This window comes from Rhizobium sp. G187, from assembly GCF_051549525.1.
Classification (GTDB): Bacteria; Pseudomonadota; Alphaproteobacteria; order Rhizobiales; family Rhizobiaceae; genus Allorhizobium.
This window is the reverse complement of the sequence record NZ_JBPUGM010000001.1, coordinates 778100-797957: the sequence shown is the minus strand read 5'-3', so window position 1 is coordinate 797957 and position 19858 is coordinate 778100. Positions and strand designations below refer to the sequence as shown.

At 58.9% G+C, this 19858-nt stretch carries 21 protein-coding genes; 13 read left to right on the top strand and 8 right to left on the bottom strand.

Annotated features, from left to right (window positions below):
• Positions 1-3 precede the first annotated feature (3 nt).
• The 8 genes from ACSV9I_RS03765 (at position 4) to lpxB (ending at position 9027) form a co-directional block, all read left to right on the top strand.
• Positions 4-837 carry a phosphatidate cytidylyltransferase gene (locus ACSV9I_RS03765; protein ID WP_438327355.1) on the top strand — a complete coding sequence of 278 codons (834 nt, stop codon included), beginning with the start codon at positions 4-6 and terminating at the stop codon, positions 835-837.
• 51 nt (positions 838-888) lie between these two features.
• Complete coding sequence (gene rseP / locus ACSV9I_RS03760) at positions 889-2022, top strand: RIP metalloprotease RseP (RefSeq protein WP_438327353.1); 1134 nt, start codon at positions 889-891, stop codon at positions 2020-2022.
• A 195-nt stretch (positions 2023-2217) separates the two neighbouring features.
• On the top strand, positions 2218-4572 hold the full coding sequence (bamA, locus tag ACSV9I_RS03755; RefSeq protein WP_438327351.1) for an outer membrane protein assembly factor BamA: 2355 nt from the start codon (positions 2218-2220) through the stop codon (positions 4570-4572).
• A 50-nt stretch (positions 4573-4622) separates the two neighbouring features.
• Positions 4623-5687, top strand: a complete 1065-nt coding sequence (gene lpxD, locus ACSV9I_RS03750; RefSeq protein ID WP_438327348.1) for a UDP-3-O-(3-hydroxymyristoyl)glucosamine N-acyltransferase — start codon at positions 4623-4625, stop codon at positions 5685-5687.
• Positions 5680-6147 carry a 3-hydroxyacyl-ACP dehydratase FabZ gene (fabZ, locus tag ACSV9I_RS03745; RefSeq protein WP_438327346.1) on the top strand — a complete coding sequence of 156 codons (468 nt, stop codon included), beginning with the start codon at positions 5680-5682 and terminating at the stop codon, positions 6145-6147. Before lpxD ends, fabZ begins: the two co-directional genes overlap by 8 nt.
• A complete protein-coding gene (lpxA, locus tag ACSV9I_RS03740) occupies positions 6144-6959 on the top strand; it encodes an acyl-ACP--UDP-N-acetylglucosamine O-acyltransferase (protein WP_054158369.1) in 816 nt (271 codons plus the stop codon). The genes fabZ and lpxA overlap by 4 nt, the downstream gene beginning before the upstream one ends.
• A gap of 11 nt (positions 6960-6970) precedes the next feature.
• Complete coding sequence (locus ACSV9I_RS03735; protein WP_438327343.1) at positions 6971-7852, top strand: LpxI family protein; 882 nt, start codon at positions 6971-6973, stop codon at positions 7850-7852.
• The gene (gene lpxB / locus ACSV9I_RS03730) at positions 7849-9027 is read left to right on the top strand and encodes a lipid-A-disaccharide synthase (RefSeq protein ID WP_438327341.1); all 1179 of its coding nucleotides are present in this window, start codon (positions 7849-7851) and stop codon (positions 9025-9027) included. Before ACSV9I_RS03735 ends, lpxB begins: the two co-directional genes overlap by 4 nt.
• Positions 9028-9097: 70 nt before the next feature.
• On the opposite strand, the gene znuA is transcribed toward lpxB, so the two are convergent.
• Positions 9098-10129 carry a zinc ABC transporter substrate-binding protein ZnuA gene (gene znuA / locus ACSV9I_RS03725; RefSeq protein ID WP_438327339.1) on the bottom strand — a complete coding sequence of 344 codons (1032 nt, stop codon included), beginning with the start codon at positions 10127-10129 and terminating at the stop codon, positions 9098-9100.
• Positions 10130-10227: 98 nt separating this feature from the next.
• On the opposite strand from znuA, the gene ACSV9I_RS03720 reads away from it, so the two are divergent.
• Genes ACSV9I_RS03720 through ACSV9I_RS03710 form a run of 3 tightly spaced genes read left to right on the top strand, consistent with a single transcriptional unit; the run spans position 10228 to position 12375 of the window.
• Positions 10228-11175, top strand: a complete 948-nt coding sequence (locus tag ACSV9I_RS03720; protein WP_438327337.1) for an ATP-binding cassette domain-containing protein — start codon at positions 10228-10230, stop codon at positions 11173-11175.
• Positions 11165-11986 (top strand): iron chelate uptake ABC transporter family permease subunit, encoded by an 822-nt coding sequence (locus ACSV9I_RS03715; protein WP_054158373.1) that lies wholly within the window; start codon positions 11165-11167, stop codon positions 11984-11986. The genes ACSV9I_RS03720 and ACSV9I_RS03715 overlap by 11 nt, the downstream gene beginning before the upstream one ends.
• Positions 11983-12375, top strand: a complete 393-nt coding sequence (locus ACSV9I_RS03710) for a Fur family transcriptional regulator (protein ID WP_054158374.1) — start codon at positions 11983-11985, stop codon at positions 12373-12375. Before ACSV9I_RS03715 ends, ACSV9I_RS03710 begins: the two co-directional genes overlap by 4 nt.
• A gap of 13 nt (positions 12376-12388) precedes the next feature.
• Here the strand turns inward: ACSV9I_RS03710 and ACSV9I_RS03705 are convergent, their stop codons facing one another.
• From ACSV9I_RS03705 to ACSV9I_RS03680, 6 genes are all read right to left on the bottom strand, one after another.
• A complete protein-coding gene (locus ACSV9I_RS03705; protein ID WP_438327335.1) occupies positions 12389-12916 on the bottom strand; it encodes a gamma carbonic anhydrase family protein in 528 nt (175 codons plus the stop codon).
• A 10-nt stretch (positions 12917-12926) separates the two neighbouring features.
• Positions 12927-13199, bottom strand: coding sequence for a hypothetical protein (locus ACSV9I_RS03700; protein WP_054158376.1), 273 nt, complete (start codon positions 13197-13199; stop codon positions 12927-12929).
• 41 nt (positions 13200-13240) lie between these two features.
• On the bottom strand, positions 13241-14650 hold the full coding sequence (locus tag ACSV9I_RS03695) for a serine hydrolase (protein ID WP_438327697.1): 1410 nt from the start codon (positions 14648-14650) through the stop codon (positions 13241-13243).
• A 161-nt stretch (positions 14651-14811) separates the two neighbouring features.
• A complete protein-coding gene (locus ACSV9I_RS03690; protein WP_438327332.1) occupies positions 14812-15558 on the bottom strand; it encodes a hypothetical protein in 747 nt (248 codons plus the stop codon).
• Positions 15559-15862: 304 nt separating this feature from the next.
• On the bottom strand, positions 15863-16474 hold the full coding sequence (locus tag ACSV9I_RS03685; RefSeq protein ID WP_438327331.1) for a transglutaminase-like cysteine peptidase: 612 nt from the start codon (positions 16472-16474) through the stop codon (positions 15863-15865).
• 268 nt (positions 16475-16742) lie between these two features.
• A complete protein-coding gene (locus tag ACSV9I_RS03680; protein ID WP_156318551.1) occupies positions 16743-17348 on the bottom strand; it encodes a PilZ domain-containing protein in 606 nt (201 codons plus the stop codon).
• Positions 17349-17529: 181 nt separating this feature from the next.
• Between ACSV9I_RS03680 and ACSV9I_RS03675 the strand changes: the two genes are divergently transcribed.
• Both ACSV9I_RS03675 and ACSV9I_RS03670 read left to right on the top strand, forming a co-directional pair.
• On the top strand, positions 17530-18297 hold the full coding sequence (locus ACSV9I_RS03675; RefSeq protein WP_438327329.1) for a rhomboid family intramembrane serine protease: 768 nt from the start codon (positions 17530-17532) through the stop codon (positions 18295-18297).
• 95 nt (positions 18298-18392) lie between these two features.
• Positions 18393-18827: a CBS domain-containing protein gene (locus tag ACSV9I_RS03670; RefSeq protein ID WP_054158515.1), complete on the top strand. Its 435-nt coding sequence runs from the start codon at positions 18393-18395 to the stop codon at positions 18825-18827.
• 30 nt (positions 18828-18857) lie between these two features.
• Here ACSV9I_RS03670 and ACSV9I_RS03665 read toward each other — a convergent pair whose 3' ends face one another.
• Complete coding sequence (locus ACSV9I_RS03665) at positions 18858-19814, bottom strand: patatin-like phospholipase family protein (RefSeq protein ID WP_438327327.1); 957 nt, start codon at positions 19812-19814, stop codon at positions 18858-18860.
• Positions 19815-19858: the final 44 nt, after the last annotated feature.

Genomic DNA, 19858 nt, shown 5'->3' with positions numbered 1-19858 from the left:
TCAATGTCTCGCGAATTGCAATTGCGCATTTACTCGGCGATCGTAATGATCGTCGTCGTCGTGGCTGCAACTTGGGCAGGGGGGGCGATCTTCCGCTTTCTCGCCGCCGCGATCGGCCTGCTGATCTACTATGAGTGGTCTAAGATAACGCGGTTATCGGAAAAGAGCCTGCGAGCCGATGCCTTTGGCTGGCTTTCGCTCGCCTTGATCGCGCTCAATCTCCTGTTCGGGTCCGATGACCTGACCGTACCGCTCTTTGCAGGTCTGGTCACCACCGCTATCATTCCTGCGATCTTCCGGCGGGTTAGCTGGTGGCAACCTGCCGGTATTTTCTACGCGGGTCTCAGCGCGATTTCTCTCTCTGCGATCCGTGGTGAAGACTCCCTCGGTTTGATCGCGATGTTGTTTGTCTTCGTGGTGGTCTGGGCGACGGATATACTCGCATATTTCGTCGGACGGGCGATCGGGGGGCCAAAGCTGGCGCCGCGCATCTCGCCCGGCAAGACTTGGTCAGGAGCGATCGGCGGGGCTTTGGCTGGCGTGTCGGGCGGCGTTTTGTTGGCGACGTCCTATTTTCAGGACGTCGGTGCCTGGGTCGTCGGAATTGCGTTGGCTCTGTCAATTTCGAGCCAGATTGGGGATCTGTTTGAATCCTTCATCAAGCGCCGCTTTGGTGTGAAGGATTCCAGCCACCTCATTCCCGGACACGGCGGCGTCATGGATCGCGTTGATGGCCTTGTATTCGCCTGTTTTGCGGCCTTCTTTCTGGCGATTGCCTTTTCTGCCGGTGGCAACCGCGTGGTCGTCTCCATGGGAGCCTTCCTCTTCGGTCTGTGAAGCGCTATCCAGAGGCTCTAAAGTCATACGCAACAGGATCGGACGAGAGTGATGCAAGAGATCAGTGCAGTCTTCGGTTTTCTCGGCGGCTACATCTTGCCGTATATCCTGATCCTGTCACTCCTCGTCTTCATCCATGAGATGGGCCACTATCTTGCGGGCCGCTGGTCCGGCATTCGTGTCCTGGCTTTCTCCGTCGGCTTTGGTCCCGAACTCTTCGGTTTCACCGACAAGCATGGCACCCGGTGGAAGGTCTCTGCTATCCCCCTCGGGGGCTATGTCCGCTTCTTTGGGGATGCCGATGCTGCAAGCCGTCCCGATGGCGAAGCCGAATCACTTCTGACAGATGCGGAAAAAGCGCAGACCCTGAACGGTGCAAAGCTGTGGAAACGCGCTTTCACGGTTGCGGCAGGTCCGCTTGCTAACTTCTTGCTTGCAATAGCAATCTTTGCTGTGATCTTCGGCACAATGGGTAAGCCGGTCTCTGATCCGGTGGTCGCCGACCTGAAGGCGGGCGGAGCCGCTGAAGAGGCGGGGATCGCCCGTGGCGACCTTTTGGTGGCGCTCGACGGGCGGGAGATCAAGACCTTCGACGACGTCGTCCGCTACATCTCCATGCGGCCGGAAGTACCGGTCACCGTAACGGTGAGCCGGGGCGGAAACATCCTTGATTTCCCGCTGACCCCGCGCCGCGCCGTGACCGAAGACCGGTTCGGCAACAAGATGGAAGTCGGCCAGATCGGTATTGTAACCGACCAGCAGGCCGGCAATTTCCGTATCGTGCAGCTGTCCCCCGGCCAGGCGCTTTGGGAAGGCGTACTGCAGACCGGGCACATCGTGACCGGAACCTTCGATTACATCGGGAACATGATTGCCGGCCGGATGAATGCAGATCAGCTCGGTGGGCCGGTTCGTGTCGTCCAGGCATCGGGCGAAATGGCGACGCTTGGCATCCTGGCATTGTTCAATCTGGCGGCAGTTCTCTCCGTTTCGCTGGGACTTTTGAATTTGATGCCAGTTCCGGTCCTTGACGGCGGCCATCTCGTTCTCTACGCGATTGAAGGTCTTCGCGGAAAACCGCTTGGCCAGAACGCGCAGGAAATCGCCTTCCGGATCGGATTTGCGATGATCCTCTCGCTCATGGTCTTTGCGACGTGGAATGACATCAGCCGCCTCATCGGTTAAGGGGCGGCGTGGAGGCTGGGAAAGGATTTGTTTACGCTGTTTCAAGTTGATAGTGGCGATTGGGTCACGGCTTGAAACGAAGTAAACAGAAATTAACGTGTGGTCTTGCTTGTAGGGTAAAAGCCGGTAAAACCTCACTGGGGCCGGAGTCGGGGTAACGGCTTGCGGGACAATGGAAGAAGGTAAAGTATACACATGAAGACTGGTTCAAGGTTTTTGAACGCAGTGTCAGCGGTCGCGCTGTCAGCTGGTGTGGTGTCTTCGGGCGCGGGTGTCGTCGTTCTTGGATCGGCTGCGTCGGCTCAGGCTGCAGTGGTTCAGCGCATCGATGTGCGCGGAGCGCAGCGTGTGGGTGCGGAGGCTGTTCGCTCGAATATTTCGATCAGGCCCGGTCAGAATTTCAGCAATGCGGATATCGATGAATCGGTTAAGCGTCTTTACGCGACCGGCTTCTTCTCGGATGTTCGCATGTCTGTATCCGGCGGTACGCTCGTCGTCACCGTTTCTGAAAATCAGCTGATCAATCAGGTGGTGTTCAACGGCAACCGCAAGATCAAGGACGACAAGCTCGTTGGCATCGTGCAGACCCAGCCCCAGGGTCCCTACAGCGAGAGCCTGATCACGGCAGATATTCAGCGTATTCGTGAAGCCTATGCTGCGATCGGCCGTTCTGATGTCGAAGTGACGACCCAGACCGCCACTGTGGCTGAAGGCCGCGTGAATCTTGCTTTCGTTATCAATGAAGGCGATCGCACGAAGATCAGCTCGATCAACTTCGTTGGCAACAATGCCTATTCGGACGGCCGCCTGTCGTCTGTGCTTCAGACGAAGGAATCCGGCGTTCTGTCGTTCCTGACCCGCAAGGACGTCTACAACGAAGACAAGCTTCGCGCAGACGAAGAAGTCCTGCGTCAGTTCTACTACAACCATGGTTATGCAGACTTCCGCGTGATCTCCTCTGAAGCCATCCTCAATGAGGCCGGCAACGAGTACACGATCAACATCACTGTTGACGAAGGTCAGCGCTACAAGTTCGGTGCAGTCGCGGTTGAATCCACCGTTGAAGGTGTCGATGGCAAAGAGCTCGAAGGTCTTCTCGAAGTTCGTGAAGGCAACACCTACAGCGCTCGTGACGTACAGAAGTCGATGGAAGCCATCTCCCGTCGCGTGTCGTCTGCGGGTTATCCGTTCGCCCGCGTCGTTCCGCGCGGTGACCGTAACTTTGAGACGAACACGATCGGCGTGACCTTCCTGGTTGATCAGGGCGAGCGCGCCTACGTGGAGCGTATCGAAGTCCGTGGTAACACCCGCACACGCGATTACGTTATTCGTCGCGAGTTCGATATCTCCGAAGGCGATGCGTTCAACCAGGAAACGATTTCCCGCGCAAAGCGTCGTCTGGAAGCGCTCGGCTTCTTCTCGTCGGTGAACATTTCGACCCAGGCTGGCAGTGCTCCCGACCGCGTCGTGGTTGTCGTCGATGTACAGGATCAGCCGACCGGTTCGTTCGGCATCGGCGCCGGTTACTCTGTCGGTGACGGCGGTCTGGTGCTTGAAGCGTCCGTCGAAGAAAAGAACTTCCTCGGTCGCGGCCAGTTCATCCGCGTTGCTGCAGGCGGCGGCTTCGATGAAGCGCGTACCTACAACTTCTCGTTTACCGAGCCTTACTTCCTCGGTTATCGCCTTGCAGCCGGTTTCGACCTCTTCAAGAGCTCGACCAGCAGCAACAGCTACTACGACTACGAGGAGCAGGGTGGTACCATTCGCGTAACCGCGCCGATCACCGAAGACCTCGCGACGACGCTGCGTTATACCTACAAGCAGATCGATTATATCGAAGATGGCGCCTACGGCGCGGACGGCCTTCCGACCGGCACCGACAACAAGGTTGCTGACCCGTATATCGATGCGATTGAAGGTGGTACCTGGAAGCAGTCCATCCTGGGGCACTCCGTCGTGTACAACACGGTTGACGATCGCCAGAACCCGCATGAAGGCATCTATGCAAGCTTCACGCACGAATACGCGGGCCTCGGTGGCGACTCCGAGTACTACAAGGCCTATGCCCGTGCGCGCATGTACTACACGCTGTCGGACGAGTTCGATGTTGTCGGCTCGCTGGCGGGTTCTGCCGGTCATGTCGTGGCGCTCGGCGACAATCTGAACGTCTTCGATCAGTTCAAGATCGGCGGCAAGGAAATCCGTGGCTTCTCCAACAGCGGTATTGGTCCGCGTATGGGAGACGACTCCATCGGTGGTACGACCTACTTCACAGCTTCGGCTGAGGCGACCTTCCCGATGCCGCTCATCCCGCAGGATCTCAACTTCCGTGGTGCGGTCTTTGCTGATGCCGGTACACTCTACGGCAGCAACCTGGCCAGCGATGGTGGGGCTCTCGGGACTGACATGTCGCTCCGCGCATCTGCCGGTGTGGGCGTGATCTGGAATTCGCCCTTCGGTGCTCTGCGTGTCGACTACGCCGTTCCGGTGGCGAAGGAAGAGTTCGACGATACGCAGGAATTCCGCTTCAGCATGGCGAACCAGTTCTAAGACTGGCGATCCAGAACCGCTGGCAGTTTGACGTTCTGGAGCGTTTGCCGATGATTGAGAATGATTTCTTTCCGCCCCATTCCGGGCTGACGCTCGCCGAACTGGCAGCACAGACCGGGGCGGAATTGACGGACGAAAGCGCAGGCGGACGGATCGTACGATCCGTTTCGCCGGTCGCTCGCGCAGGTGAGGGGGATGTATGCTACATCCTGTCGCGTCGAAATCGCGCCGATCTTGATACCTGCAAGGCCACGGCCGTCTACTGTGAGAAGGCGCTGGTCAGCCTGATCCCACCCCATATTCCTGTTTTGGTGGCAAAAAGCGCCCATACCGCATTTGCGGTCGCTGGTGGCATTTTGCATCCGCAGGGGCTCCGCCCGGTCCGGATGACGTCGGAAGCTCCTAAGATTTCACCCGCTGCCTATGTCGACCCGACAGCCCGTCTAGAGGATGGTGTCGAAGTAGAGCCCATGGCTGTGATTGGCGCCCGAGCGGAAATCGGCAGCGGGACGCGCATTGGACCCGGAGCCATCATCGGCTCGGATGTCCGGATCGGTCGGGACTGCACGATTGCTGGTGGTGCAACCGTTCAGGTCGCCCTTGTCGGCAACAATGTGATTATCCACAACGGCGCCCGTATCGGGCAGGACGGCTTTGGTTACGCGCCAGGTCCACGAGGCATGTTGAAGATCGTTCAGGTCGGACGCGTAATCATCCAGGACAATGTCGAGATCGGTGCCAACACAACAATCGATCGTGGCACGATGGATGACACTGTCATAGGTGAAGGCACAAAGATCGACAACCTGGTGCAGGTCGGCCATAACGTGCGCATCGGCCGGCATTGCGGCATCGTCAGCCAGGTCGGCATTGCTGGCAGCACGGTGATCGGCGACGGCGTGATGATCGGCGGTGCCGCCGGCGTCAATGGTCATATCAAGATCGGTGATGGCGCCCAGATCGCGGCCATGAGCGGTGTTCTGGCGGATGTGCCGCCGGGAGAGAAGTTCGGCGGCGTTCCGGCGCGGCCTCTGAAAGATTATTTGCGGGAAGTGGCCGAAACGCTCAGCCGCTATGACAGCCGCACCAAGGACAAGGGAGCGAGCAATGACTGACGTTGCCAAGACCGAACTGGGTTCGGCGGATATTCTGGAGATCATGAAGCTCCTGCCGCACCGCTATCCCTTCCTGCTGGTCGACAAGATTGTCGAAATTGACGGCGACGACTCGGCAATCGGCATCAAGAACGTGACGGCGAACGAGCCGCACTTCACCGGCCATTTCCCTGAATCGCCGATCATGCCGGGCGTCTTGCTCGTCGAAGGCATGGCGCAGACGGCAGGTGCAATCTGCGCCCGCAAGCAGGGGGAGGCGGGCAATCTCGTCTACTTCATGACGATCGACAATGCGCGTTTCCGCAAGCCGGTGGTTCCCGGAGACCGCGTGGAGTTTCATGTCGTCAAGCAGAAGCAGCGCGGCAACATCTGGAAGTTTCATTGCGATGCCAAGGTCGACGGAGCGCTCGTAGCTGAGGCGGATATTGGCGCCATGATCATGCGCAAGGACCAGAAATGAGCACGATCGCTGCCAGCGCCCAGATCCACCCGATGGCCATCGTCGAGGACGGCGCGGTGATTGGCGAGAATGTCCGTATCGGTCCCTTCTGCCATATTGGTCCGCGTGTGACCTTGAAGGATGGTGTGGAACTGCTGTCGAATGCGGTAGTGACCGGGCTGACAGAAATCGGGGCTGGATCGAAAATCCATCCGATGGCGGTTATCGGCGGAGCCTCGCAAAGTCTGCATGAGGCGGGCACAGAATCGACCCTGGTGGTCGGCGCCAACTGCACCATGCGCGAAGGCGTGACGATGAATTGCGGTTCGGTCGGTGGTGGCGGCATTACCCGTGTCGGCGACAACTGCCTGTTCCTGGCCAATTCGCATGTTGCCCATGACTGCATTCTCGGCAACGATATCATTCTGTCGAACAATGTCATGCTCGCCGGTCATGTGCGCGTGGAAGACCGGGCCATTCTGAGCGGCGGCTGTGCCGTTCACCAGTTTACCCGCATTGGCCGCCATGCCTTCATCGGTGGTTTGTCGGCGGTTGCCTATGACGTCATTCCCTATGGCATGCTGAATGGCAATCCCGGCATTCTCGGTGGGCTGAATGTCGTTGGTATGACGCGCGCCGGCATTGAGCGTGCGGTCATCCACCAGGTCCGCCGTGCCTTCAAGCAGATCTTCGAGGCCGAAGGTTCTGCCCGTGCAAACGCAGCCGCGATCCGTGACGAGTATCTGGATTGCCCGCAGGTCATCGAGATCCTGGATTTCATCGCGGCAGAGAGCGACCGGGCGCTGTCTTCGCCCAATCGCGGCAAGAATTGAGGTCTGGGGTGGTGGCCGGGGTCGCTCCGAACTCGGCACCGGCTGGACGCCTCGGCATCGTGGCGGGCAGCGGTAAGCTACCGCTTTACCTTGCAGAGGCTGCCCGAGCAGCCGGAGAAGATCCTTTCATCTTCCGCCTGAAGAATGAGGCCGACGGCCTGTTTGATGGCTATGACAACACAGTGCTGGGTGTGGGAGACCTCAAAGGTCTTGCTCACAACCTTGCAGGTCACGGCATCACGCGCATCGTGATGTCAGGCGCCGTGAAGCGGCGTCCGCCCTTTGGCGATATCAGGCCGAACTTGCGTTCGTTGATGAAGCTGCCGTCTGCCGTGCGCACGCTTTTATCCGGCGGCGATGACGCCGTTTTGCGGATGGTAATCGCGCTGCTGGAGGCACAAGGGTGCACCGTGCTCGGTGCCCACGAAATCCTGCCGGGATTGCTAGCAACCGTCGGTCCACTTGGCACAGCGGCGCCTTCGGTAGAAGACCAACGCGACATTGCCCGTGCTGCAGATGCAGCCGAAGCGCTCGGACGTCTTGATGTCGGGCAGGGCGCAGTCTCTGTCGGTGGTCGCATCGTGGCTCTCGAAGGTGTCGAGGGTACGGATGCAATGCTTGGACGAGTGGCGGCCTTGCGCGCAGAAGGCAGGATTTCAGCGCGGCGCAAGGGCGTGCTCGTCAAGCTTTGCAAGCCGCAGCAGGATCTGCGTGTTGATCTGCCGACCATTGGCGTATCGACGGTCGAGAACGCGATCGCTGCAGGGCTTGCAGGCATTGCCGTGGAGGCGGGCAGGGCGCTGGTGGTCGAGAGGGAGGCGATGATCAGCGCTGCGAACAATGCGGGCCTGTTTGTGGTCGGTATCGAGCGCAATGGGGAGAGTGGAGCATGAACCGCCAGCCGCTGAAGATCGCCGTCGTCGCCGGCGAAGTGTCCGGCGATCTGCTCGGCGCTGACCTGATTGCGGCCCTGAAGCGCCGTTATCCCGGCCCGATCGAGCTTGTCGGCGTGGGTGGCGAGGCACTCGAGGCGCAAGGATTGCGGTCGCTGTTCGATTATTCCGAACTTTCGATCATGGGGTTCACGCAAGTCCTGTCCAAACTGCCCCGATTGCTCGGCCTGATCTCGTTGACGGCTTCTAAAGTTGTCGAAGCAAAGCCAGATCTTCTTCTGATCGTCGACAGCCCTGATTTCACCCACAGGGTGGCGAAAAAGGTGCGTCAGGCACTGCCTGATTTGCCGGTTGTCAAATATGTCTGCCCTAGCGTCTGGGCATGGAAAGAATACCGCGCCAAGGCGATGCTGGGCTATGTCGATGCCGTCTTGGCAGTGCTACCCTTCGAGCCGGAGGTGATGCAGCGTCTGGGCGGGCCGCCAACCCATTTTGTTGGCCACCGTCTGGCAAGCCATGCCGAGATCCTGCGCATTCGAGCATTGCGCAAGACGCGCCCGGCTAAAAGTGCCGGCGAACGGTCGACGCTTCTTCTCCTGCCCGGGTCGCGGTCGAGTGAAATCACCCAGCTTCTTCCGATCTTCCGAGAGGCGGTCGAAGCCTTTGCGAACCGCAATAGTGTGCCGCGCCTTATCCTCCCAACGGTCCCGCGCCAGGAGGCGCGTGTCAGGGAGCTCACCAGAGATTGGTCGATCCAGCCGGAAATCGTTCTGGGTGACGAGGCCAAATGGCAGGCGTTCGGGCAGGCGGATGCCGCCCTGGCAGCATCCGGAACGGTCATCCTCGAACTGGCACTCGCCCATGTTCCGGTCGTCTCGACCTACAAGGCAGACTGGATCGTCAGGATGCTGGCCAATCGCATCAAGGTCTGGACGGGCGCCTTGCCCAACCTGATAGCGGACTATGTCGTGGTGCCGGAATATTTCAACGAACTGGTGCGCGCGGCAAGTCTGGTCCGCTGGATGGAGCGGCTGTCCCAGGACAGCCTGCAACGGACTGCTATGCTGGCGGGGTTCGATGAGGTCCATCAGAAACTGGCGACAGAAAAACCGGCAAGTGAGGCAGGGGCGGATGTCGTGCTTGAACTCATTGCTCGCAAGGGGCGGGGCGCGTAGCGGCAATCCTCTATCATATCAGTCGCATAGAGATCAGACGCAGACATTGTCTGCGTCTGATGGATTGCATTTATTGACCGAGGCAATCGACCATCGAGGTCGCCAGATTGCGCATCAGTTGGCCGTAGAGTTCTGGTCCTTCCGTCAGTGCGCCGCCTTCCGGATCCAGCGTGCCGGTTTTGGCATTGGTGCCCTCGGTGACAACCTTGATCAAGCGAGGTTCAAATTGCGGTTCGGCGAAGACGCAAGCCGCATTCAGTTCCTTGATCTTTGCATGCATTTCTGACAGCCGCTCCGCCCCCGGCATGGTCTCGGGGCTCACCGTGATCGAACCCGCGACGCGGACCTGGTAGCGCTTTTCGAAATACTGATAGGCGTCGTGGAAAACGACGAATGGCTTGTCGAGGACTGGAGCAACCGTTGTCTTGATCTCGGCGTCGAGCGTATCGATTTCGGCCTCCAGCGTTCGTGCGTTCGCCTCATAGGTAGGAGCATTGTCCGGATCGACGGCTGCGAGGTGCTTCGCAATGGCGCCAGCCATGGCTTTGGCATTGGCCGGATCTAGCCAGAGGTGCATGTCCGTACCGCCGTGCTCATGCTCCCCGTGAAGCTCGTGTTCTTCATGGCCATGCTCCTCGGCCGGTTCAGCTTCGGGCGCATGCTCGGCCTCGGCAGAGTCGTGACCGTGCTCGTCATGCGCTTCTCCCTCACCATGTTCGCCATGGTCATGCGCTTCGAATGCTCCACCTTCGCGGAAGGCGAGCTTAGTGAGGCCATCTACATCGTCTAGGTCGACGATTTTTGCCTTGGCGGGCAGTGTTTCAAGAGGTTTGGTCAAAAAGGCTTCGAGACCAGGCCCCACCCAGAACACCAGCTCCGCGTTCTCCAGTGCCCGGGCGTTCGATGGCTTGAGCGTATAGGTGTGTGCGGAGGCCGCACCTTCGACAATCAGAGAGGGCTCACCGACACCTTTCATGATCGAGGCGACCAGCGAGTGGATCGGCTTGATCGACACGACCACCTGCGGCGCGGCTGCGGCGATCGCAGGCGCAAGAAACAGGGCGGCGGTCGAGGCGGCGAGACCAAGGCGAAGGGCGTGCATCTGCATCTCCAATGCAAGTTATGTAATACAGTTACATATGTTGCGTTATGCTATAACGTGTGGCATATGGGAGCGCAACAGGGAATTTCTGGGAAGTCATGTCAGTTTTCGACAAGAGCGGCGCTCAAGCCCTCGTTAGTCTGGCCGGCGCAGGCGTGTCGCGCAATGGTCGATGGCTTGTCCGCGGCGTCGACCTTGCGGTCCGTCCGGGTGAAATCGTCACGTTGATCGGGCCGAACGGCTCGGGCAAATCAACCACGGCGAAGATGGCGATCGGCATCTTTTCGGCGAGCGAAGGCAAGGTTTGGCGCAAGCCTGACCTCAAGGTTGGCTACGTCCCACAAAAGCTCGCTGTCGACTGGACTATGCCTCTGACTGTCCGTCGTCTGATGACCCTGACCCAGAACCTGTCGGCTACGGACATTGACGCTGCTCTTGATGCCGTCGGTATCCTGCATCTGGCCGCAGCAGAAGTTCAGCATCTGTCGGGTGGCGAGTTCCAGCGCGCATTGCTGGCGCGTGCGATTGCCCGCAAGCCGGATATTCTCGTGCTTGATGAGCCGGTGCAAGGCGTCGATTTCTCGGGCGAGATTGCGCTCTATGACTTGATCACGTCGATCCGCAACAAGACCGGTTGCGGCATCCTGCTGATCTCACACGACCTCCATGTGGTCATGGCGGAAACGGATACGGTCATCTGCCTGAACGGTCATGTCTGTTGCCGAGGCACGCCGGCTGCCGTCAGCCGGAGCCCCGAATACATGCGCCTCTTCGGCGGCAAGGCGGCGGGTACGCTTGCCGTCTACAGCCACGATCACGACCACACGCATCTGCCGGACGGTCGTGTCCTTCATGCCGATGGCAGCGTGACAGATCACTGCCATCCTGAGGACGGTCACCACCACGACCAACCCCATGATGACCACGACCATGATCATCACGATCATCATCATCATCACGATAGTGGTCACGCTCATTCGCATGATGAAGTGAATGGAAAGACCGGCGAGTCTGTGATCAGCCGCGAGGTTACCGATGTTCGATGATTTCTTCGTCCGCGCCCTTCTCGCCGGTGTCGGTCTTGCGCTGACGACCGGTCCGCTGGGCTGTTTCGTCATCTGGCGCCGCATGGCCTATTTCGGCGATACCATGGCCCATTCGGCGCTGCTGGGTGTGGCCCTGTCCCTGTTTTTCTCGATCAACCTGATGCTCAGCGTATTTCTGGTGGCAGCCTTTGTGTCGCTGGTTCTCGTTGTCCTGCAGAAGCGACAGGGGCTCTCCGCCGATGCCCTGCTTGGCATCCTCAGCCATGCCACGCTGGCGCTTGGCCTCGTGATGGTTGCCTTCATGTCCTGGGTCCGTTTCGACCTCGTCAGCTTTCTGTTCGGCGATATCTTGGCGGTCAGCATGGCCGATGTCGCCTTCGTCTGGGGCGGCGGTGTCCTGGTGGTGGGTGTGATCGCCTATCTCTGGAAGCCACTTCTGGCAGCGACTGTGAACCAGGAGCTGGCAGAGGCGGAAGGGCTGAAACCCGAGCGCGCCAAGCTTGTCTTCATGTTGCTCATGGCGCTGGTGATCGCGATTGCCATGAAGATCGTCGGCATCCTTCTGATTACCTCGCTGCTGATCATTCCGGCTGCCGCAGCCCGGCGTTTTGCAACGACGCCTGAAGCCATGGCCGTGATGGCCTCGCTCATCGGTGCCGTCGCCGTTGTCCTCGGCCTCTTTGGCTCTCTCACGCAGGACACCCCTTCGGGACCCTCTATCGTGGTCGCTGCATTGATCCTGTTTCTGCTGAGCCTTGTCCCAAGGCCGGGCGCTAAATCTGTCGATGCCAATCAGGGAGCCGGATCATGAAGACCGACCTCACAAAGAACCAAGCCCTTGTCTTCGGCGCGCTGCAACAGGCGCATTCGCCGCTCTCGGCCTACACGCTGCTCGACAAATTGCGGGATGACGGGTTCAGAGCGCCGCTGCAGGTCTACCGTGCGCTCGACAAATTGGTGGAATTCGGGATGGTGCACAGGCTGGAAAGCCTGAATGCCTTTGTCGCTTGTGCCCATCCGCACGAAGGTTGCGCAAGCCACGGTATCGTGGCCTTCATGATCTGCGACAAATGCGGCGGAGTGACCGAGTTTCACGACCACAGTGTCGATCATCGCCTCGCTGACGTCACGCAGCACCGCCAGTTCAAGCCGCGCAAAACGACCATCGAAATCCGTGGCGAGTGCAAGGCCTGCCATTGAAAGTGGGAGGGCGTCAGAGCCTTTCGAGACCCTGCGCATAGCGCTGCCAGTTGCGCACATAGCCGTCTGCCGAGGCCTTAAGCCGCGCGACGGAGGCCTCGTCCAGGGGACGGACGACGCGCGCGGGGGAGCCCACGATCAGAGAATTGTCGGGAAAGATTTTGCCTTCGGTCACGAGGGCATTGGCGCCCACGAGGCTGTTTCGCCCGATCCTTGCCCCATTGAGAATGGTAGCGCCCATGCCGATGAGGGAATTGTCGCCGATGCTGCAGCCATGGATGATGGCGTGGTGTCCGATCGTGCAGCCTCGGCCGATCTCGGTGGGATAGCCAGGATCGGCATGAACCATGACGCCATCCTGGATATTCGTGTCCGCACCGATCGTGATCGGATCGTTGTCGCCACGCAGCACCGCGCCGAACCAGACGCCGACATTGATGCCAAGTCGCACGTCGCCGATCACATCCGCGCTCGGTGCGATCCAGAATTGCCCTTCCGGAGGCAGTTGCGGGCGCTTGTCCCCAAGGGCGTAGATCGGCATCGGGGAGCCGTCAGCGTAGCCGAAGGATCACGGGGATACGACCGCTCTGGGCTGGCACATGCAGATGAATATGCGTGTCCGGCTGCGAGTAGCGCCACGCTCTAGCGCCATGGCAGAGCAGGGAGGCGATCAGATCCTTGGTCTTGGACCGCTTTTGCCGAATACCAAGGTCGGCGAGGCGAAATGCAGCCTCGTGAAGAGGATGCAGGCCAGCAGAAGGTGATCTGGCTCCAGCATTGTCCTGAGGCCTGTCGGCATCAAGGGAGAAGTCGTTCGTCGCCATCGGAATTCCTCGTACACAAATACAAATCGAGGGTCAGTCCATTATTGGGCAGCGGCCCAGCAGCCGATGCCCTTCTTCTTCAGCGCATTGCAAGCATTCACAGCCTCGCGCTGATCGTCAAATCCACCGAAACGGGCGCGGTAGACTGGCTGAGAACCGCCGTTGAAGGCAACGGTGAAGGGGGTGGCGGAACGCAATACCTTTCCGCCTTTCGCCTGTGCATTGCGCAGGAGATCCATGGCCATTGATTGATCGGGCGACGTGCCGACCTGAACGATCCAGCCGCTCGCCGGTTTTGTCGATGCGGTCGTGACAGCATCAACATCTGCGGGCGCTGCTGCGGCGATCGTGCCGGTCGGCATGCTGTCGGTCACGACAGCACTTTGGTCCGGCATATAGGCAGGTGCCGGCTGTGGTACCGGGGCGAGGGGCCGCACACTCTCGATGACGGCAGATGCAGCGTTGCCGGATGGGCTTGACGCATAAGCTGAAGCTTGAACACCCGTGAAGCGTGCGTCCGGAACGGGGCCGGTCTCTGGCAGTGCAAAACCTGACGCCGCCGGCGCCACAGAAGCCGTTACTGCACCGGCGTCTTCAGGAGCATCGACCGTGGTGTTCTTGACAATCAGGTTGCCGCCGCGGCCACGAGACGCCTGTGGAAGATAACGCTGCACCAGGGTCGTCATCTGTGCATTACGGCTCGCGCCCGAACGCGCACCGAGAATGACAGCAACGATCGAGCGGCCATCGGCTTCTGCCGAAGTGGCGAGATTGTAGCCGGATGCTCGCGTGTAGCCTGTCTTGATGCCGTCCACACCGCGCACCTGACCGAGCAGGCGGTTATGATTGGCGATCGTTTGCTTGCCGAACTTGAAGCTGCGTGCGGAGAAGACGCCGTAATATTGTGGGAAATGCTGGCGCAGGGCGATGCCGAGGCGCGCCTGGTCGCGTGCCGTGGTCATCTGCGCCGTGTTCGGCAAACCATGCGCATTGCGATAGGTTGTCTTGGTCATGCCGAGGCTGCGGGCCTTGGCCGTCATCATCTGTGCGAAACGGGTTTCCGAGCCGCCAATGAGTTCGGCAAGTGCCGTTGCAGCGTCATTGGCCGAGCGCGTCACAAGAGCGTAAATTGCCTGTTCGACAGTGATGCTACGACCCGTGCCGACGCCAAGTTTGGTCGGCGGCTCGCCCGCTGCATTGGCAGAGAATGGCACCTTGCTCTTCAGTGTAATGCGACCTGAGTCCAGCGCTTCGAACACCATGTAGAGGGTCATCATCTTGGTGAGCGACGCCGGGTAGCGCAGCGCATCGGCATCCTCGCTATAGAGGACCTTGCCGCTTTTGGCATCGATCACGACGCCTGCGTATTTCGGATTGGCCTGAGCCGACTGGATGCCGAGGACGCCAGACATCAAGACCGCGACCAGCACAACCGAAACACGGCCAACGATCACTGAGAGGAGACTTCCCGGAGTTTTATGCACCACGACACTCTTTGAAAATTCACACTGCGTTCTGGCGCACGCCGTCGCCGATACCAGTGGGCACACTAGGCAATTAGCCTTACCAAGAGGTTTATGATGAATGTTCCATTGACGAATTCCCGGCACTTTTAGAGAGCGGGATCCGCACTTGCCGCAACGGTGCGATTTTCAACATACGACCGAATGGCCGTTTCCAAGGCTTTCCAGTCCGGCAGTCGTGAGCGGGGGAAGCGGTAGAGGACGGTCAGGTCCTGGCCGACATGAATATCCCTCTGGCAATCTCCACCGGAGGATTGTGATGCTTCGGTCTCGATAAGGCATCGCACCGCATAGCTTCCGAACTCCCCATTCTCTGCCGTATACAGGCTCTCTCCGTCGTAGCCAGAGCGAGGTTTGAAGCTGTGCCCGGTCAGGCCTGCGGGGCCGGGGCGCTCTGTCTCTTGCAGCAGTTGGCGATAGATTGGATCCAGGCGGCCGGACATGTCGCGAGACATGGTGCTCTGGGAAATCTGCAGGAAAATCAGGGAAGGGCTGGGGTTTGATTCGAAAAGTGTGCGTGTCTCGCGGGTGAAGCCGGACATGCTGGGCCAGGAGAGATAGAGATCTATTTGCTCATGTAGGCCGGAATGCCGCTGGCTCTCAAAGCGCATCGTATTCTCGGTCAACCGAAGTCGATCTCTCCCGATGGTGACCACAACGTCCCTGGTGCTTTCCGAGTGGCCGGCGAGAGACAATTGGTCGCCATAAAGCTTGCCGGCAATGCTGATCGCCATCGACGCCAGAGCAAGCAGGCAGATGATGGATGTTGCGATTATGAGGAACCGGTTTGAAAGAAGAGGCGTCTGCTCGCCTTTCTGATGGTCGATCATGTCCATGGTCTGCCGCCTTTGATCCCCAATCGACAGGCGAAATTGTCATCCTGCAAGCCGCAGTCTTCTGTGATTGTGGTTAACGGCGTCTTAATGGACTTGGTGGCAAAAAAAGGAGCCGGTCCCGGATTGGCCGGGACCGGCTCAATGGCGCCGGTCGGGGGACGGGTAGGCGGGGACAGACCGGTGCCAGGGGCTCTGGAGCAATTCCGGCAGAAACAAGAATCGGTATTGCGATCGAAATTGCTCGGAGAAAAGAAAGAGCCTTTCCGCGATGCAGATCTTGTCGCGGAAAGGCTCTGCAGTCGGTTCAGTTCGAATTCACACTGCCAACGAAACTTGTGCGACCGTCCTGCAGCTTGACCCAGCGGCCAGGATGCGACGACGACTGGCGCTTCAGGTAAGTGTATTCAGTATCCGACCACAGCAGCACCTTGTTGCGCATGTTGTCGAGTATGAAATCTCCGTGATCTGTCCGAACGGTCAGAACGGCATGTCCTTCTCCACTCGGCTGCAACACGACCGTAATCAGAAGATTGGAAGGGTCGAAGCCCTTGTCGATCAGAAGCTTCCGTTTCATGAGGGCAAAGTCCTCACAGTCGCCAACGGTCCGTGGAAACGCCCAGCGTTCCTCGACACCGTAGATCTCCATATCCGTCAGTGGCGTGATCGCGCTGTTGACGTCGTAGTTGACCTCAAGGATCGTTTTCCAGTCTGTTTCGGTCAACGCATGGGCGCCTGCATCGCGTCCGGTGGGCGCGCATTCCGCCATGTTGATCTGACAGAATTCGTAGTGACCGATGGGTGGGTTGGCTTTTCCGACCACGGTCATGCTGGCAGTGTTCGCGAACGTGCCGGCAGCCGAGGTGCCGAGCAGAGCCGATGCCAGAATGATACTTCCCAGGATTTTCTTTGTTGTCATTGCTTATCTCCCTGTGATGAGGAGGACAATGACACAGAAGATTTGATCTCTCGCGAAAGTATTCACCGGCATTCAGTGTAACTTCGCGGCAATGTTGAATAATATCAGATTTGTATTTGAGGAAATTTTACTTTATATTTTATCTGTATTTGTCGAAAAATTGTGTAAAATTCTAATCATTCTCGATGTGGCTGATGGGGGCGTCTGCGCAAACAAAAAGGGCGCCATGCGATGTCGCAGGCGCCCGTGTTCGCGGTGGGGAGTTGTGTCAGAGGAATTCTGCGAGACTGTCGCGTGATTGCAGCGTCAGGAATTCGATAGCCACGCCTTCGAGGAAGTGGCGCACGATCCGGCCGCGCATATTCTGCCCTAGCCGAACAGCAGTTCCGATGGGTGGGCGAATATCAATGTCGACCGCTGCGCCAGAGAGCGAAAGGTCGATCAGGCGGCATGGATAAGCTTTGCCGTCCTCGAGCGTCAGTTCAGTTCGCGTCTGGCGCGGCGACAGGCGATCGTGGCGACGGTCTTCCGGCAGGCCAAGTTCGTGCTTGTTGGCGAGCCAGGTCAACTGAGCTGCGAGCTTTTCGCGTTTGCGCGGTGTCGCGTTGATGGAGATGACGAAGCCATCATCCATGATCTTGATGACGGTGCCTTCAAGACGTCCGAGATGGTCGATATAGGCGACGATACGCTCATTGACGCGCGGGCAACCGGCGCAGGCAAAGCGGACGTCGCCCGGAGACATGTCTACGACCTTGCAGACGTACTCCTCGTAATTGGCCAGCATCAACCGCCCCTGCAGGCTTACGGAGACGCGCTGAAACGCCCGCTGAACGCCGGGAGGTGCGGGGATCGTAGAGGGCTGGCTGCTCATCGAGGATTGCATCATCGACTATCTGTCTATTTTTGCTATGAGAGGAAGATTTATCCGGCAGCCGTTAATATAACGTTTGCTTTCGCCGCCAGTTTTCAGTCTCGTGACCTTTCAGCGTCCAGTCGGCTACTGCCTTCGACGGGTGTTGTATAAGATAAAACAAAGACATAGAGGATATGTGATGCAGCAGGCCCGAGACGAAGATATTCCCGCAAGTGAAGGGACTATCGGATCGCATCACGCCTCAGGCGACGAGCCGCCGGTTTTCAATCTTCCTGTCTCGGTGCTCGTCTCGCTTGTATTGATCATTGCGATCTACTGTCTGCAGGCCCTTGTTCTTCCAGTCGACATGAGTACCTGGATCTCGGTTGAATTCGGCTTTTCCCCGATCCGCTATCTGTATCCGCTTGATGAACAGTCGCTAGCCTGGCTTTGGTCACCCGTCACCTATTCCTTGCTGCATGGCGGCTGGGAGCATCTGGCCTTTAACAGCCTTTGGTTAGCCGCCTTCGGAACCCCCGTGGCACGCCGTATCGGTGGCGTCCGGTTTACTCTCTTGTGGGTGGTTTCAGCTGCGGCAGGGGCGGCCCTGCATCTTGTCGTCAATTGGGGCGAACCATCCCTGATGGTCGGCGCCTCGGCTGTCATCTCGGCGCTCATGGGGGCGGCTTGCCGCTTTGCCTTTGGTGCGCACCGCCAACTCGCGGCAAGGACTGGCCGAAGCGTGCCGCTTCTGAGCGTGGTCTCTGCATTGAAGGACAGGACAGTCCGGGTGTTCATCCTGGTCTGGTTTATCGGCAATGTTGCGGTTGCCGTTGGCGTCCCATTGATGGGAGAAGGCTCCGCTGCCATTGCCTGGGATGCCCATATCGGCGGGTTTGTTCTTGGCTTCTTCGGTCTGGCTCTGTTCGATAGAAAGGTCAATCCAGGTTTCTCCCCTGAATTTTAGAGATGTTGCATTCTCTTAAGGTTCGATGCACCATCTGCGGGATCGACGGATGAGGAGGGTGTCCGGTCGTATCAGCGCTTCAAATGGAGGAAAGAATGACTGCATCTGCCAGGAGCATTCTCGAACAGAAGGGCCGCAATGTTTTGACCATCGGCCCGAACGTCACGCTCGGAGAAGCGGCCCGTACACTTGAGGAGAACAAGATCGGTGCCGTTGTCGTGGTCGGAATGGAAAGCAGGATCGTTGGCATCTTCACCGAACGCGACGTCGTCCGGGCAATCGGCACAACCGGCCGGGACGCCTTCGATGAACCGGTATCTGCCTACATGACGGCCAATGTCTACCGGTGCAAGGAAGAAACCACGGTCAACGAGCTGATGGAGATAATGTCGTCGCGGCGTTTCAGGCACGTACCTGTCGAGAGTGACGGCAAGCTTTCGGGCATCATTTCGATTGGTGACGTGGTGAAGTCCCGCATTCGCGAAGTCGAAGCGGAGGCCGAGCACATCAAGGCCTACATCGCTGGATAAGGCACGCGGGGCGCCAGCCGGTCTGGCGCCTCAGCGCAGGATGGCGTCCTGCATACGGCGAATTTCGCCAACGCGAACCTTGGCTTCCTGATAGCCGCGGTCGATTGCTTCCCCTGCACGGTGGAATTCCGAAAGCCCGATATCGCTGAGCCTTGGATGGAGCGCAAGATCCGGCGGATCGCCGGCAAGCCGCGCCCGTGAAATTCGGTCCTGAATGATGTTGAACGCCTGCACCATGACGCCGGTCAGTCCGACGCGCTTGGGGTCCCGGGTCTGTGGTGTCTCCGCTGTCTCGCGAGTCGCGACATGCTTGACCACCGCGGAGCGGCCAAAGACGTCGTAGTTGAGGTTTACCGCCATCACCAGCGCCTGTTCATTGGCGCGGCAAACAGACACTGGCACGGGATTGACCAGTGCACCGTCGATCAGGGTGCGGTTGTTGCAGCGAACTGGTTCGAAAATGCCGGGCAGGGCGTAGGAAGCCCTGAGCGCCGTGATCAGATCACCACCACCGATCCACACTTCGTGACCGCTGTTGAGTTCCGAAGCCACCGCAATAAATGGCTTGGGCAGGTCTTCGATCGTCAGACCTTCCAGATGCTCCTGCATTCGCTTGGTCAGACGCATACCGCCAAGTAGACCGCCGCCACCGATGGTGAGATCAAGCAGGGATGCGATCCGGCGCATGGTCAGTGACCGCGCAAATGTCTCAAGCTCGTCAAGCTTGCCGGCAAGATAGCAGCCGCCAACCAGGGCGCCGATTGAGGTCCCCGCAATCATGCCGACCTCAATGCCTTCTTCATCCAGAGCGCGAAGGACACCAATATGGGCCCAGCCACGGGCAGCACCACCGCCCAGGGCGAGCGCCAGGGCAGGCTTGCCAGATGTTTCGACAGGTTTTGTTGCGTGCCCTGCTGATTCGATGGGTTGCGAGGACGTCTCCGCCATCGGGGCGCCACCGCCTGACATGAAATTCCAGTTCAGCATTGGTCCCCGTCCCGAAACAAAACACCCGACCTCGATTAGGCCAC